The following is a 14,785-nucleotide window of genomic DNA, read 5'->3' as shown; positions in this document are numbered from 1 at the left end:
AAAAAAATCTGCACGAAAGATGATGCAGATTCTTGGCAACAGGGGTGATTATTTTTGATATTGTAAAAGTTCCTCTATCGTAACAAATGTATAGCCTTCATCAATAAGCGTTTGAAGAATGCCTTCTATTGCCTGTAATTCATTGTCTGTATGGTCGTACATAGGGTGCATTAAAATAATGGAACCTGGTTGAATATTTTCTTTCACATAATTTATTTTTTCCTCTGCCTTTGTAAAGAACGTATCGGGCTCTAAGTTCCATGTAATGGTCTCACGTTGATGTTTATGTAAATAATGGGGAAAGCCGATTAGTTTTTTACCATAGGGTGGTCTGACGAAAGGTGTTTGTTGATAGCCAATGCTAGCAATGAGTGCATCTGTTTTTTCTATTTCATTTTTAATAAAGGAAGGGCTTTTCAATACCATACGCTTATGCGAATACGTATGGTTGCCAATTTGATGGCCTGCTACTGCAATTTTCTTTGCTTCTTCTGGATGCTTCTCAATATCCTGTCCAATTAGAAAAAACGTTGCTTTTACTTGGTAGTCTTCTAGTAACGCTAAAATAGCGTCTGTCTTGTCAGTTGGTCCATCATCGAATGTCAGGGCAGCCACCTTTTCCTGTGTGTCAACATGAGAAGTAATATTGCCAAACAATTGATAGTTACGAGCGTTCATTAGTTTATAAGCTGAAAATGCGAAAGCACACATTAGTAGAAGAACTATGCCAATAGTAATTAGTTTCCGTTTCATGAACAGACTCCTCTCTTTGTCCAAATCGATATCATGTTTTAAATGTATGTTAACTTGAATCCAATTTCAATGACGCTTTGTCCGTACTGCAATTTTTAGCTACCACTTTCTGTTTGAATCACAAAAAAATAACCATACTACATGGGAGGTGAAGAGATGTATAAATTATTATCACATAATGATTTAGATGGAGTAGGGTGTGGGATTTTAGCAAAGCTTGCTTTTAACGATAAGGTAAGGATACGCTACAATTCTATTACGGCACTTGACCGTGAAATAGAATTCTTTTTGGAGAATGATCAACAGAAAACATTTTTGTTTATTACAGATCTTTCTCCAAACGAAGAAAATGAAAAAAGGATTCAGGACTATTATCAGGCAACTGGGAATGTACAATTGCTGGACCATCATAAAACAGCGCTGCATTTCAATCAGTATGAATGGGGAAAGGTTTTAATTGAAGATGAGCATGGCTATTTAACGTCCGCTACTTCTTTATTGTATCAGTACTTGGTGACCCATGGTTTATTAGAAAAAACAGCCGCCATTTCAGAATTCGTAGAGTTAGTAAGACAATATGATACATGGGAATGGGAAAAGAACGGCAATTTTCAAGCGCAACGATTAAATGCACTGTTTTTTCTAGTATCCATTGAAGAATTTGAAGAGAAAATGCTGGATCGTTTAAAAACAAGTGATCGCTTTGATTTTGATGAATTTGAAAAGAAAATTTTAAGCATGGAAGAAGAAAAAATAGAGCGTTATATTCGGCGGAAGAAACGAGAACTTGTGCAAACCAATTTGGGCGACTTTTATGCTGGCGTTGTTTATGCGGAATCCTATCATTCTGAGCTTGGTAATGAATTAGGTAAGGAAAACATGCATCTTGATTATATTGCGATGATCAATATGGGCAGTAAAAGAATATCCTTTCGAACGGTTCATGACCATATAGATGTGTCAGCTATTGCCGCTGTTTATGGTGGAGGCGGACATCAAAAGGCTGCGGGCTGCTCTTTAACGATGGAAGCCTACAAACAGTTTGTATTGGCAACCTTCCACATAGAGCCTATTCCAGAGGATGCGAAAAGGAATCGTTATAATTTAAAGGCTTCTTCATTTGGAACATTTTATAAAAATCAGCAAGAGGATGTGTTTATTCTTTTTTCAAGCGACGATATTGACTGGGGGATTGAAAAGAATAACACGCCATTAGCGCAAAACTTTGCTAGCTTTCATGAAGCGGAGTGGTTTTTAAAGCGAAATTATCAGGTGTGGTTAGTAAGAGATGATCTCTTTGTGGACTATTTAATGCAAATAGCCAATAAAGTTCGTCATCAGCATAAAGGAATGTAAAAATTCCTTTTATACATAATGGATTCGTCCTGTCTTGCTTTTAAACAAGGTTATATAATGCTTTGTTACAAACTACAATGAATTATAACGATATTTATAAAAATGAGGTGTACGGTTGTCCAATGATATACTGCGAGTAGTGGATTTGGATAAGGAAAATCGAGGACGCAGAAAAAAACGAGGAATAGTTGTTATCTTTTTATTGATGGTCGTTAGTGGATCATTGCTGTATTTGTGGTGGAATCGAGATGTGGATTTTGAAGCCTATAAAACAGAGGTAGGGAAGACAGCAAGCAATAGCTTAGGGCGTTTAACGTTAAATGAAGTGATTATTGATGACAATCAAATTTTACTGAATGCTACCTTTGAGCCTGTGAAAGCATTTACACCAAAACACCAAATATTTTTCTTCCCTCAAATACTCGTCAATGGGAAAGATTATATGGTTCGTAATGGAGGTCAATCCATTGTCCAGTCTAAAAATGTATATACCATATACAATAGTATCAAAATGGATGATTTTCCGTCAGACGAAGATTTAGCATTAGCTATTCGTTATAAAGATTGGAATGTAGAAACACCGATTGATAAACCTTGGGAATTTCAGGTAGAGGCTTCTCAGGAACAATTACAAGAAGATCGAAAAATCTTTGTGATTAATAAAAAAGTCAATCATGTCGATCAACAGGAAATAACGATTGATAAAGTTGTCTCCACACCCATCTCAACAACGATTTATTTTCATGCCGATCAAAGCATTGTCAATGATGCAGTTTACTTTAAAATCCAATCAAAGGCAGGACAATCATGGAACTTTGCTACACCCTATCCATTAAATAAAGAGGGGACAAAGTGGGGAAGTCGCGTAGATGCACTTTATTTAACAGAAAAAAATTATACATTAATTCCTGTCAAGAAGGATGGCAGTAAAGTTGCTGACAGCATCAAAATAAAAAAAGAATAAAGTTGTAGTCATTTGTTATATATGAAAAACTGCACTCCGATTTGTTAGAAACGTGCTAACAATCGGAGTGCAGTTTTTTCTAGAACTAAATGAAAAAGAAGCTACCCTTGCAGATATGTATGGAAAACTCGCTAGATGGTTTCATAGCGTTCCTTCTATTGATTCGTTATAATGTAGAAATGGAAAAGACTTAACGAGAAAGAAGGGATTGCTATGGCACGAGGTGTTTACATTCATATTCCTTTCTGTCATCAAATTTGTAATTATTGTGATTTCAATAAATTTTACTTTAAAAACCAACCAGTGGATGAATATATAGAAGCACTTGGTAAAGAGATGGCTCTTGCCACACAAAAAAATCCGGACAATTTTCGTAATATCGAAACGATTTTTCTTGGAGGTGGGACACCAACTGCTTTATCACCGGAGCAATTGGACAAACTACTAACGTATATTCATACGTATATTCCGATGGAGAGTGTGACAGAATTTACATCAGAGGCTAATCCGGATGAATTGTCTGCGGCAAAATTGCGAGTGTTGTTTGATGGTTGTGTCAATCGTCTAAGCATGGGTGTGCAATCTTTTGACCAAGGGCTGTTACAGAAGATTGGACGCACTCATAGTAATGACCATGTTTATGAAACAATCGCTTTGGCTAGAAAAATTGGCTTTCAAAACATTAGCATTGATTTAATGTATGGTTTACCTGGGCAAACGATGGCTCAATGGAAGGACTCATTAGACAAAGCTTTTGCCCTTGATTTGCCCCATTTCTCTGCCTACTCTCTTATTGTAGAGCCAAAAACGATTTTTTATAATCAATACACAAAAGGCAAGTTGTATTTACCAACGGAAGATCTCGAAGCAGATATGTATGATGTGTTGATGCAGCAAATGGCTTTACATGGACTTCAACAATACGAAATTAGTAATTTTGCAAAACCAGGCTTCCATTCAGAGCATAATAAGATTTATTGGGATAATGATGAATATGCGGGGTTTGGGGCTGGTGCCCATGGTTATTTAAAGGGCATACGTTACTCCAATCATGGTCCATTAAGAAAATATATGGATGCTGTTTTTGTAAATGAGCTACCTATTGTTCATGAACATGAAGTATCTCCAGCGGAAAAAAGAGAAGAACAAATGTTTTTAGGGCTGCGAAAAACAGCGGGGGTTATGCACACTATATATGAAGAAAAATTTAAAACACCAATGGCTGCTCATTATGAGACTGTTATAAAAGATTTAGTTTCAAAAGATCTTTTAGAACAAGATAAGGTGGGTGTTCGTCTAACTAGAAAAGGACGTTTTGTGGGCAATGAAGTTTTTCAACAATTTTTGCTAGAAGATTGAGCGATATCGTTGACATAAAATGTGGGATTTGATAACTTAATAATAGTATTAGCACTCCTCTTAGTCGAGTGCTAACAGAGGTGATAATCATGCTAACAAATCGGCAGTTACAGATATTGCAAGTCATTGTAGACGACTTTATTGTGTCTGCACAGCCGGTAGGTTCTCGCCAAATCTCCAAAAAACAAGGGATTACATTTAGTCCAGCCACTATTCGAAATGAAATGGCGGATTTAGAGGAATTAGGCTTTTTAGAGAAAACACATACTTCCTCTGGTCGAGTGCCTTCAGAAAAGGGTTACAGATTTTATGTAGATCATTTGTTGAGTCCTCAAGGCATTAATTCGAAGGACATTCAACAAATCCAATCAATTTTTAATGATCGACTAGTAGAAGTAGAGCATATTATCCGAAAGTCAGCCAACATTCTATCGGAGCTGACATCGTATACTTCCATACTTTTAGGACCTGATGTTCAAAGGCATCGTGTCAAACGATTTTCAATTGTCCCTCTTTCTAGCGATACAGCAGTAGCAATTATCGTAACGAATAATGGGCATGTTGAAAATCGCATGTTCAACTTACCGCCAGATTTTACCGCTTCTGATTTAGAGAAAATGGTCAATATCTTAAATGATCGCCTGATTGGTGTATCCTTAGAAGATCTCCATAAAAGCCTTGAAGCTGAAGTGCTAGCCGTGTTACAGCAACATATTAGATCAGCGGATGATTTTATTCGCGCGCTCGTAACAGCAACAATGCATAATTCAGAAAGTAAAATTTTCTATGGTGGGAAAACGAATATGTTCAACCAACCAGAATTCCATGATTTAAATAAGGTTCGCATGATTTTGGACTTGATGGAGACGACTAGCCAAGTGCAGTCCCTTTTCCATCCGAACGAATCAGGTATTCATATTCGGATAGGCTCAGAAAATAAACAATTAGAAATGGAAAATTGCAGTGTCATTACCACTACCTATTCCATTGGTGATGACCAACAAGGAGCCATTGCTATCATTGGCCCAACACGTATGGATTATAAGCGTGTCGTGGCTTTATTAGACATAATGCGCTTGGATTTAACACAAGCCTTTATGAAAAATCGTAGTGAATGATAATGAGGAGGATTCAAGTGACGGAAACAACGGAAAACAAAGATTTAGTACAAGAAAATGTACAAGCTGAAACGACAGCAGAGGAAGTAACACAATCAGAAGTTCAAGAAGCAGTAGAATTATCTATTGAAGAACAGTATGAGGCGAAGCTGGCTGAGCTACAAGCAAAGCTAGATGACGAGGAAAATCGTCACCTACGTCTACGTGCTGACTTCGATAATATGCGTCGTCGTCATCAGTTAGACAGTGAGGCTGCTGAGAAGTACCGTGCGCAAAACCTACTATCTGACTTATTGCCAGTTCTTGATAATTTTGAGCGTGCTCTACAAGTAGAGACAACTTCTGAAGAAACTGCATCCATCATTAAAGGGATTGAAATGGTGTACCGCTCTTTAATTGAAGCGACAGAAAAAGAAGGTCTACAAGTCATTAAAGCTGAAGGTGAGCAATTTGATCCAACTATTCACCAAGCTGTTATGCAAGAACAAGATAGTGAAAAAGAGACGGGTGTTGTCTTACGCGAGCTCCAAAAAGGGTATATCTTAAAGGATCGTGTTTTACGCCCAACAATGGTATCTGTGAACGAATAGTCCTTGTACTATTTAGTCAATTAAAATTAGTTAGAAAACGCATCCCTTGCGTTGACATAATAGGAGGAAATTTTAATGAGCAAAATTATTGGTATTGACTTAGGAACAACAAACTCTTGCGTTTCTGTACTTGAAGGTGGAGAACCAAAAGTAATTCCAAATCCAGAAGGTAACCGTACGACACCATCTGTTGTTGCATTTAAAAATGGTGAACGTCAAGTTGGTGAAGTAGCGAAACGTCAATCTGTAACAAACCCTAATACAATTATGTCTATTAAATCAAAAATGGGTACAGCTGATAAAGTAACAGTAGAAGATAAAGATTACACACCACAAGAAGTATCGGCTATGATTCTTCAATACTTAAAAGGTTATGCAGAAGATTACTTAGGGGAAAAAGTAACAAAAGCAGTTATTACAGTTCCTGCTTACTTTAATGATGCACAACGCCAAGCTACAAAAGATGCTGGTAAAATCGCAGGTCTAGAAGTAGAGCGTATCATCAACGAACCAACTGCCGCTGCACTTGCTTATGGTTTAGACAAACAAGACCAAGACCAAAAAGTATTAGTATTTGACCTTGGTGGCGGTACGTTTGATGTATCTATCCTTGAGTTAGGTGACGGTGTCTTTGAAGTATTAGCTACAGCTGGTGATAACAAACTAGGTGGGGATGATTTCGATGACGCGGTTATTGAATATCTAGTAGCTGAATTCAAAAAAGAAAACGGTATTGATTTATCAAAAGATAAAATGGCGATGCAACGTTTAAAAGATGCCGCTGAAAAAGCGAAAAAAGATTTATCTGGTGTAACATCAACACAAATCTCTTTACCATTCATTACAGCTGGTGAAGCAGGTCCTTTACACTTAGAAATTTCTTTAACTCGTGCAAAATTTGACGAAATTACATTACCATTAGTAAATCGTACAGTTGGACCAGTACGTCAAGCATTATCTGATGCAGGTCTTTCAACTTCTGAAATCGACCAAGTTATTTTAGTTGGTGGTTCTACGCGTATTCCAGCAGTACAAGAAGCGGTACGTAAAGAAACTGGTAAAGAGCCTCACCGTGGTGTAAACCCTGACGAAGTAGTAGCTATGGGTGCTGCTGTACAAGGTGGCGTATTAACAGGTGATGTAAAAGACGTAGTATTACTTGACGTAACACCACTTTCACTTGGTATTGAAACAATGGGTGGCGTGTTCACAAAATTAATCGACCGTAACACAACAATTCCTACTTCTAAATCACAAGTATTCTCTACAGCAGCTGATAACCAACCAGCAGTAGATATTCATGTTCTACAAGGTGAGCGTTCAATGGCAGCTGACAATAAAACATTAGGTCGCTTCCAATTAGCAGATATTCCACCAGCACCACGTGGTGTACCTCAAATCGAAGTAACATTCGATATTGATAAAAACGGTATCGTATCTGTCAAAGCGAAAGACCTTGGTACAAACAAAGAGCAAACAATTGTGATTCAATCTGATTCTGGTTTATCAGAGGAAGAAATTGAACGCATGGTAAAAGACGCAGAGTCTAATGCTGAAGCGGATGCTAAACGTAAAGAAGAAGCAGATCTTCGCAACGAAGCAGACCAATTAGTATTCCAAGTGGATAAAACAATTGCTGACTTAGGCGAGCAAATTACAGAAGATGAGAAAAAATCTGTTGAAGACGCTCGTGATGAATTGAAAAAAGCGCTTGAAGCTGGTGAATTAGAAGGCATTAAAGCAGCAAAAGAAAAATTAGAAGGCGTATTACAGCCACTAGTGATGAAAGTTTATGAGCAAGCGGCAGCGGCAGCTCAAGCGGCTCAAGGTGGCGACGCAGGTGCAGACACTGGCGCTGGTAAAAAAGATGACGGTGTTGTAGACGCTGATTTCGAAGAAGTAAAAGATGATAAATAGGAAGTAACACAGTTAAGTGAAAAAGCCAAAGACCGCTTGCGGCTTTGGCTTTTGTCATGATGTTGTGATCGCTTCACGTAAATGACACCATTTATGGAATAGTTGCATACGTTAGCTGCTAGGAAGTGAAAACCTCAATTTTATGGGATGATTAATCGAAAAAATAAGGCAGTTTTAACAACTGCATGTTACAATAGATTTTATGCAAACAGAGCGGAGTGTGAATCATGGAGAAACGCGATTATTACGAGGTGCTTGGTTTAACAAAATCAGCTTCTAAAGATGAAATTAAAAAAGCATACCGTAAATTATCAAAACAATATCACCCTGATCTTAATAAAGAGCCGGGTGCAGATGAAAAATTCAAAGAAATCGCTGAAGCATATGAAGTATTAAGCGACGACCAGAAAAAAGCACGCTACGACCAATTTGGTCATGAAGACCCGAATGCGGGCTTTGGTGGTGGCTTTGGAGGCGGCGGCTTTGGCGGCTTCGAGGATATTTTCAGCTCTTTCTTCGGTGGTAGTGGTCGCCGTCAAGACCCAAATGCGCCACGTAAAGGCGATGATCTACAATATCGCATGAATATTAAATTTGAGGAAGCTATTTTTGGGAAAGAAACAGAAATAGAAATTCCGAAAGATGAAACGTGTGAAACATGTCATGGCTCAGGAGCGAAGCCAGGCACACAGCCAGAAACATGTTCGACATGTAATGGGGCTGGACAAATCAACCAAGCAGTGGATACACCGTTTGGTCGCATGATGAACCGTCGTGCATGTACGACTTGCCATGGTACAGGTAAAATCATTAAAGAAAAATGTTCAACTTGTCGTGGAGAAGGAAAAGTTCAAAAACGCAAGAAAATTAAAGTGACGATTCCAGCAGGTGTGGATGATGGACAACAAATTCGTGTATCGGGTCAAGGTGAACCAGGTATTAACGGTGGTCCTGCAGGGGATTTATATATTATGTTCCGTGTTCAAGGGCATAAAGAATTTGAACGTGATGGGGACGATATTTACTTCGAGTTGAAGTTGACATTCCCTCAAGCCGCACTTGGAGATGAAATTGAAGTGCCTACAGTGCATGGTAAAGTCAAATTACGTATCCCAGCTGGCACACAGTCAGGCGCCCAATTCCGTCTTAAAGATAAAGGCGTTAAAAATGTTCATGGCTATGGTATGGGGAATCAGTATGTAACGGTCAAAGTCATGACACCTGAGAAATTAACAGAAAAGCAAAAGCAATTACTACGAGAATTTGCTGAAATTAGTGGCGATATCCCTGAAGAACAAGGTAGTTCACTATTCGATAAAATTAAGAAAAAATTCCAAGGTGAATAATTAGAGGGAGCTGAAGAGCTACGTGAAGTGGTCTGAATTATCCATTCATACAAAAAATGAAGCGGTAGAAGCAATTTCGAATATTTTGCATGAAGCAGGTGCAAGTGGTGTTGTCATCGAAGATTCTGCAGAATTTGCGAAGCCACGTGAAGATCAATATGGTGAAATTTATGCGCTAAATGAAGATGATTTTCCGAAAGATGGCGTCATTGTCAAAGCTTATTTATCAGAGTCTAGTTTTTTAAATGAAACGGTCGAAGAAATTAAAGCAGCCATCACAAACTTGACGAACTTTAACATTGATATCGGTGAAAATGTTGTCTCCATTGTTGAAGTCAATGAGGAAGATTGGGCAACTGCCTGGAAGCAATACTACCATCCTGTCAAAATTTCTGAACGCTTTACAATCGTACCAACATGGGAGGATTATACACCTGTTTCAACAGATGAACTGATTATTGAATTAGATCCTGGTATGGCTTTTGGTACAGGTACACATCCAACGACGGTGATGTGTTTACAAGGACTTGAAAAGGTCATTAAAGAAGAGGATACAGTTGTCGATATCGGTACAGGATCCGGTGTATTATCTATTGGTGCAGCATTACTTGGTGCTAAAAGTGTGCATGCTCTCGATTTAGACGAGGTAGCTGTACGTTCGGCACAAGAAAATGTGGCGTTGAATAAAGTAGAAGATAAGGTAGAGGTATTCCATGGTAACTTATTAGATACTGTCAAAGAACCAGCAGACGTGGTGGTGGCTAATATTTTGGCCGAAATCATTATGTCTTTCACTGACGACGCATTTACAATTGTGAAACCAGGTGGATTATATGTCACTTCAGGCATTATCGGGGCAAAACGTGATGATGTCAAAGCAGCACTAGAAGCTTCAGGCTTTGTGATTGAAGAAGTATTATTAATGGAAGATTGGGTAGCTATTATTGCTCGTCGACCGCTATAACCTGACTGAAGAAGCGCCAAATCGTAAGCCGTGTGCTTGTGATTTGGCGTTTTCCTGTCTTGCTAGAAAGGACTGTGTAGCATGCAACGTTATTTTATTGAAACAGCCATAGAAAATGCACGTATTAGCGGAGAAGATGCACGCCATATTGAGCGAGTAATGCGGATGAAGCAGGGCGACAAAATCGTTGTTGTTGCACAAAACACCGCTCATATATGTACAATCGCAGGGTTTGAAGGGGATGAGGTCGTGATTGAAGCGACTGATCAAACAATACCTTCACCGGAGCTACCTATTTATGTAACAGTAGCTTGTGGCTTGCCAAAGGGCGATAAGCTAGAGCTAATTACACAAAAAGCGACGGAGCTTGGGATGTTTGCATTACAGCCATTTGAAGCTGAACGTTCCATTGTGAAATGGGACAAGAAAAAAGGGGCAAAAAAGCAAGAAAGATTACAAAAAATTGCTAAAGAGGCCGCAGAACAAGCCCATCGCACACATATCCCAGAGGTTTTTGAACCAATTACCTTTAAACAGCTCCTACAACAAATAGATCAATTCGATGCCGTTTTTATTGCAGATGAAGAGGATGCAAAGGCTGAAAAGCGCACAAGGTTTGCGGAGAAGCTAAAAAACGTGTATGATAAGAAGTCGAAATCAATGCTTATAATCTTTGGTCCAGAGGGGGGCATTTCTCGTCAAGAGTCAGAAGCGCTGTTACATGCAGGCGCTCAAACTATGTCATTAGGACCAAGAATTTTACGAGCAGAAACAGCGCCATTATATGCACTGTCTGCCATATCCTATGAATTTGAATGAAAGAGGTGTTCAGCCTTGTCAAAAGTGGCTTTTCACACACTTGGCTGTAAAGTAAATCATTACGAAACAGAAGCAATCTGGCAACTGTTCAAAGAAGATGGCTATGATCGTACAGAGTTTGATCATCAAGCAGACGTTTATGTCATTAATACATGTACAGTTACCAATACTGGAGATAAGAAATCTCGTCAGGTGATTCGTCGCGCAGTTCGACAAAATCCTGATGCTGTTATTTGTGTAACGGGATGCTATGCACAGACATCCCCAGCTGAAATTATGGCGATTCCTGGCGTAGATATTGTTGTAGGAACACAGGATCGTACGAAATTATTAGGCTATATCGATCAATATCGTTCAGAACGACAACCGATTAATGCCGTACGTAATATTATGAAAAATCGCGTTTATGAGGAATTAGATGTACCAGCATTTACAGACCGTACACGTGCTTCCTTAAAAATACAAGAAGGCTGTAACAACTTCTGTACATTTTGTATTATCCCATGGGCACGTGGCTTAATGCGTTCTCGTGATCCCCAAGAAGTATTACATCAAGCCCAGCAATTAGTTGAGGCTGGCTATCTTGAAATTGTTTTAACGGGTATTCATACGGGTGGCTATGGACAAGACTTAAAAGATTATAATCTTGCTCAGTTACTACGTGATTTAGAGGCTAATGTAAAAGGCTTAAAACGTCTTCGTATTTCGTCCATTGAAGCTAGTCAATTGACGGATGAAGTCATCGAAGTCCTTCGTGAGTCGAAGATTGTCGTTAATCATTTACACATTCCAATCCAATCGGGTTCTGATACAGTGTTAAAACGTATGCGTCGTAAATATACAATGGAATTTTTCGGGGAACGTTTAACGAAATTACATGAAGCTTTACCAGATTTAGCTGTAACATCTGATGTTATTGTTGGTTTCCCAGGTGAGACAGAGGAAGAGTTTATGGAAACGTTCAACTTTATTCGTGATCATAAATTCTCTGAACTACACGTCTTCCCATTCTCTCCACGTACAGGTACACCAGCTGCCCGCATGGAGGATCAAATTGATGAAGACATTAAAAATGAACGTGTACACCGTCTGATTTCTTTAAATGACCAACTGGCAAAAGAATATGCATCTCGTTTTGAAGATCAAGTATTAGAAGTGATTCCTGAAGAATTTGTGCATGATGGCAGTGAAGAGCAAGGTCTTCTAACAGGTTATACTGATAATTACTTGAAAATCGTATTTGAAGGTCCAGAAAGTCTGATTGGACAGCTTGTAAAAGTAAAAATTACACAAGCAGGCTATCCACACTCACAAGGACAATTTGTACGTGTTTTAGAAACAGTTAATTAATATGCAAAGGGTTGCCTGCTTTTGAGGCAATCCTTTTTTATTGGATGAATATCCCACTTTTCTTGTTACAATGAGAAGAAATAGAAGAGAATATATCAGTCATTTATAAGCTTACTGAGCGTTTATCACGACTGGCATAAGGAAGGGTCAGAAAAGCCATTCACTGCGGATTTTCATTTAGTAGAGTTTCAAAAAACAATGACATAGCATTTAATGAATAATTGGCTAAGAAAGAAATTAGACGGCAACGAGAAAAAATGGTATGATTCGAAGAGGTACGTACATCTTGCTTAATGAAGGAGCGTTTAACAATGGAACAAAATTTTGCGCGTATGATTGATCATACATTATTAAAGGCTGAGGCAACAAAGGAACAAATTGAAAAATTATGTGCAGAAGCGAAGCAATTTAACTTTGCTTCAGTATGTGTCAATCCAACATGGGTGAAACGTAGTAGCGAATTATTGCAAGGGTCTGATGTTTTAGTTTGTACGGTTATTGGCTTCCCACTCGGTGCCAACACACCAGCAGTGAAAGCATTTGAAGCAAAAGATGCGATTGCTAACGGTGCAAAAGAAGTAGATATGGTCATTAATATCGGTGCGTTAAAAGATAAAAACTATGAGCATGTACAAGCTGATATTGCAGCAGTTGTAGAAGCGGCTAAAGGCAGAGCACTTGTGAAAGTGATTATTGAAGCATGTTTATTAACAGATGAAGAGAAAGTGAAGGCATGTGAGCTAGCTGTGGCAGCAGGTGCTGACTATGTGAAAACATCAACAGGTTTTTCAACTGGTGGTGCAACAGCAGAAGATATTGCTCTTATGCGAAAAACAGTAGGTCCTGAATTGGGCGTAAAAGCTTCAGGTGGCGTTCGTAGCCTAGAGGATATGAAAAAAATGGTAGAAGCTGGTGCTACACGTATTGGAGCAAGCTCTGGTGTTGCCATTATGAATGGCTTAATTGCTGATTCCAATTACTAATTTTAACGCCATAAGCTCTTGCACAGATTTGCATGAGCTTATGGCTTCTTTGTGTCGAATAAACATAATATTTTTTTCCGCACATATACTCCACTGATGAATGTGAAGACAGAAAGGAGGATGCCATGTTTACACAGTATAAGGCTTGGAGACCGTATATTAGCCCTTTTGATCCTTGTAAGCCTATCGAAGTAAAATACTTTGCTACACCACCACAATTATATATGGGTTTTCAACCACCTGGACTACCACAATTCCCAACCCCACGAGAAGCTCTAATGGCAGGAACACTTTGGCCACAGTTATTTAGCCCGTATCCATTTCCCCTAAAAAGGAGGGGTGAAGCATGACTAAAAAGATGCCGCCTGAATTTTATAAGCAATTAGAAGAAATACAGGCAATTGATTTCGTCATTGTGGAATTAAACCTCTATTTAGACACCCATCCACACGATTATGATGCCATCCAGCAATTTAATGAAAATACAGAGAAAAGCATGAAGCTTAAAGTTGATTTCGAACAGAAATATGGACCGCTCATGAATTTTGGAAGAAGCTATTCGAATTATCCGTTTAATTGGATTGATACGCCGTGGCCATGGCAGGTCTAATCAAAAGAACTAGGAGGAATAATTTTTGTGGTATTACGAAAAAAAGCTCCAGTATCCGGTAAAAGTTAGTACATGCAATCCAATGCTTGCTAAGTTTTTAATTGAGCAATATGGAGGAGCAGATGGGGAACTGGCAGCAGCCCTTCGCTATATGAATCAGCGCTATACCATACCAGACAAAGTGGTAGGGCTCTTAACTGATATAGCAACGGAGGAATTTTCACATTTAGAAATGATTGCCACGATGATCTATAAGCTAACAAAAGATGCGACACCTGAAATGCTCAAGGAGGCTGGTCTAGGCGACCATTATGTAAATCATGATCGTGCTTTATTTTATCAGAATGCTTCAGGGGTACCATTTACAGCATCCTATATTCAGGCTAAGGGTGATCCTATTGCAGATTTGTATGAGGATATAGCTGCTGAGGAAAAGGCGCGTGCCACCTATCAATGGATTATTGATTTATCAGATGACACGGATTTAAATGATAGCTTAAAGTTTTTACGTGAACGGGAAATTGTCCATTCCCAGCGTTTTAGAGAGGCTGTTGAAATTTTAAAAGATGATAGAGATCAGAAGAAAGTTTTCTAAAAAGTGGCTGGCTGGATCAAGGGGGACTTGAAACAGCCTTTTTGTTTGTCAATAAATCATG

Annotated in this window: 15 protein-coding genes; 14 read left to right on the top strand and 1 reads right to left on the bottom strand. The window is 38.8% G+C overall.

The annotated features are described in order from the left end of the window. Positions 1-48: 48 nt before the first annotated feature. Positions 49-753: a polysaccharide deacetylase family protein gene (locus AC6BKE_RS22850; protein WP_036121717.1), complete on the bottom strand. Its 705-nt coding sequence runs from the start codon at positions 751-753 to the stop codon at positions 49-51. 156 nt (positions 754-909) lie between these two features. On the opposite strand from AC6BKE_RS22850, the gene AC6BKE_RS22845 reads away from it, so the two are divergent. The 14 genes from AC6BKE_RS22845 to AC6BKE_RS22780 all read left to right on the top strand — a co-directional run bounded on the left by AC6BKE_RS22845 (position 910) and on the right by AC6BKE_RS22780 (position 14,724). Next, the gene (locus AC6BKE_RS22845; RefSeq protein ID WP_036121714.1) at positions 910-2,109 is read left to right on the top strand and encodes a DHH family phosphoesterase; all 1,200 of its coding nucleotides are present in this window, start codon (positions 910-912) and stop codon (positions 2,107-2,109) included. 115 nt (positions 2,110-2,224) lie between these two features. Further along, positions 2,225-3,073: a DUF4179 domain-containing protein gene (locus AC6BKE_RS22840; protein ID WP_036121710.1), complete on the top strand. Its 849-nt coding sequence runs from the start codon at positions 2,225-2,227 to the stop codon at positions 3,071-3,073. Positions 3,074-3,286: 213 nt separating this feature from the next. Then, complete coding sequence (hemW, locus tag AC6BKE_RS22835; protein ID WP_499858129.1) at positions 3,287-4,432, top strand: radical SAM family heme chaperone HemW; 1,146 nt, start codon at positions 3,287-3,289, stop codon at positions 4,430-4,432. An 89-nt stretch (positions 4,433-4,521) separates the two neighbouring features. Next, positions 4,522-5,550 (top strand): heat-inducible transcriptional repressor HrcA, encoded by a 1,029-nt coding sequence (hrcA, locus tag AC6BKE_RS22830; RefSeq protein WP_058844752.1) that lies wholly within the window; start codon positions 4,522-4,524, stop codon positions 5,548-5,550. A gap of 17 nt (positions 5,551-5,567) precedes the next feature. After that, positions 5,568-6,140, top strand: a complete 573-nt coding sequence (gene grpE, locus AC6BKE_RS22825; protein ID WP_342503591.1) for a nucleotide exchange factor GrpE — start codon at positions 5,568-5,570, stop codon at positions 6,138-6,140. 75 nt (positions 6,141-6,215) lie between these two features. Further along, entirely contained in the window at positions 6,216-8,057 is a 1,842-nt protein-coding gene (dnaK, locus tag AC6BKE_RS22820; RefSeq protein WP_036121693.1) for a molecular chaperone DnaK, read from the top strand. A 227-nt stretch (positions 8,058-8,284) separates the two neighbouring features. Then, positions 8,285-9,403, top strand: coding sequence for a molecular chaperone DnaJ (dnaJ, locus tag AC6BKE_RS22815; RefSeq protein WP_036121690.1), 1,119 nt, complete (start codon positions 8,285-8,287; stop codon positions 9,401-9,403). 22 nt (positions 9,404-9,425) lie between these two features. Further along, complete coding sequence (gene prmA / locus AC6BKE_RS22810) at positions 9,426-10,367, top strand: 50S ribosomal protein L11 methyltransferase (protein ID WP_036121686.1); 942 nt, start codon at positions 9,426-9,428, stop codon at positions 10,365-10,367. An 81-nt stretch (positions 10,368-10,448) separates the two neighbouring features. Further along, positions 10,449-11,186 (top strand): 16S rRNA (uracil(1498)-N(3))-methyltransferase, encoded by a 738-nt coding sequence (locus tag AC6BKE_RS22805; protein ID WP_036121683.1) that lies wholly within the window; start codon positions 10,449-10,451, stop codon positions 11,184-11,186. 15 nt (positions 11,187-11,201) lie between these two features. Then, a complete protein-coding gene (gene mtaB / locus AC6BKE_RS22800; protein WP_036121680.1) occupies positions 11,202-12,536 on the top strand; it encodes a tRNA (N(6)-L-threonylcarbamoyladenosine(37)-C(2))-methylthiotransferase MtaB in 1,335 nt (444 codons plus the stop codon). A 311-nt stretch (positions 12,537-12,847) separates the two neighbouring features. Further along, a complete protein-coding gene (gene deoC / locus AC6BKE_RS22795; RefSeq protein WP_499858128.1) occupies positions 12,848-13,519 on the top strand; it encodes a deoxyribose-phosphate aldolase in 672 nt (223 codons plus the stop codon). 125 nt (positions 13,520-13,644) lie between these two features. Continuing rightward, positions 13,645-13,869, top strand: a complete 225-nt coding sequence (locus AC6BKE_RS22790; RefSeq protein WP_101966494.1) for a spore coat associated protein CotJA — start codon at positions 13,645-13,647, stop codon at positions 13,867-13,869. Beyond that, positions 13,866-14,129: a spore coat protein CotJB gene (locus tag AC6BKE_RS22785; RefSeq protein WP_058844755.1), complete on the top strand. Its 264-nt coding sequence runs from the start codon at positions 13,866-13,868 to the stop codon at positions 14,127-14,129. Before AC6BKE_RS22790 ends, AC6BKE_RS22785 begins: the two co-directional genes overlap by 4 nt. Before the next feature lie 25 nt (positions 14,130-14,154). Further along, positions 14,155-14,724: a manganese catalase family protein gene (locus tag AC6BKE_RS22780; RefSeq protein ID WP_036121670.1), complete on the top strand. Its 570-nt coding sequence runs from the start codon at positions 14,155-14,157 to the stop codon at positions 14,722-14,724. The last annotated feature ends 61 nt before the right edge of the window (positions 14,725-14,785 follow it).

Source organism: Lysinibacillus sp. COL-1 (assembly GCF_059814265.1).
The sequence above is the reverse complement of the archived record's forward strand: the minus strand, read 5'-3'. Positions and strand labels throughout refer to the sequence as shown.

Bases quoted from the DNA above. Each gene is read 5' to 3' on its own strand.
- dnaK (WP_036121693.1), top strand. From the start codon at position 6,216: ATGAGCAAAATTATTGGTATTGACTTAGGAACAACAAACTCTTGCGTT.
- AC6BKE_RS22845 (WP_036121714.1), top strand. From the start codon at position 910: ATGTATAAATTATTATCACATAATGATTTAGATGGAGTAGGGTGTGGG.
- hemW (WP_499858129.1), top strand. From the start codon at position 3,287: ATGGCACGAGGTGTTTACATTCATATTCCTTTCTGTCATCAAATTTGT.
- dnaJ (WP_036121690.1), top strand. From the start codon at position 8,285: ATGGAGAAACGCGATTATTACGAGGTGCTTGGTTTAACAAAATCAGCT.
- hrcA (WP_058844752.1), top strand. From the start codon at position 4,522: ATGCTAACAAATCGGCAGTTACAGATATTGCAAGTCATTGTAGACGAC.
- deoC (WP_499858128.1), top strand. From the start codon at position 12,848: ATGGAACAAAATTTTGCGCGTATGATTGATCATACATTATTAAAGGCT.
- AC6BKE_RS22805 (WP_036121683.1), top strand. From the start codon at position 10,449: ATGCAACGTTATTTTATTGAAACAGCCATAGAAAATGCACGTATTAGC.
- AC6BKE_RS22785 (WP_058844755.1), top strand. From the start codon at position 13,866: ATGACTAAAAAGATGCCGCCTGAATTTTATAAGCAATTAGAAGAAATA.
- AC6BKE_RS22790 (WP_101966494.1), top strand. From the start codon at position 13,645: ATGTTTACACAGTATAAGGCTTGGAGACCGTATATTAGCCCTTTTGAT.
- AC6BKE_RS22850 (WP_036121717.1), bottom strand. From the start codon at position 753: ATGAAACGGAAACTAATTACTATTGGCATAGTTCTTCTACTAATGTGT.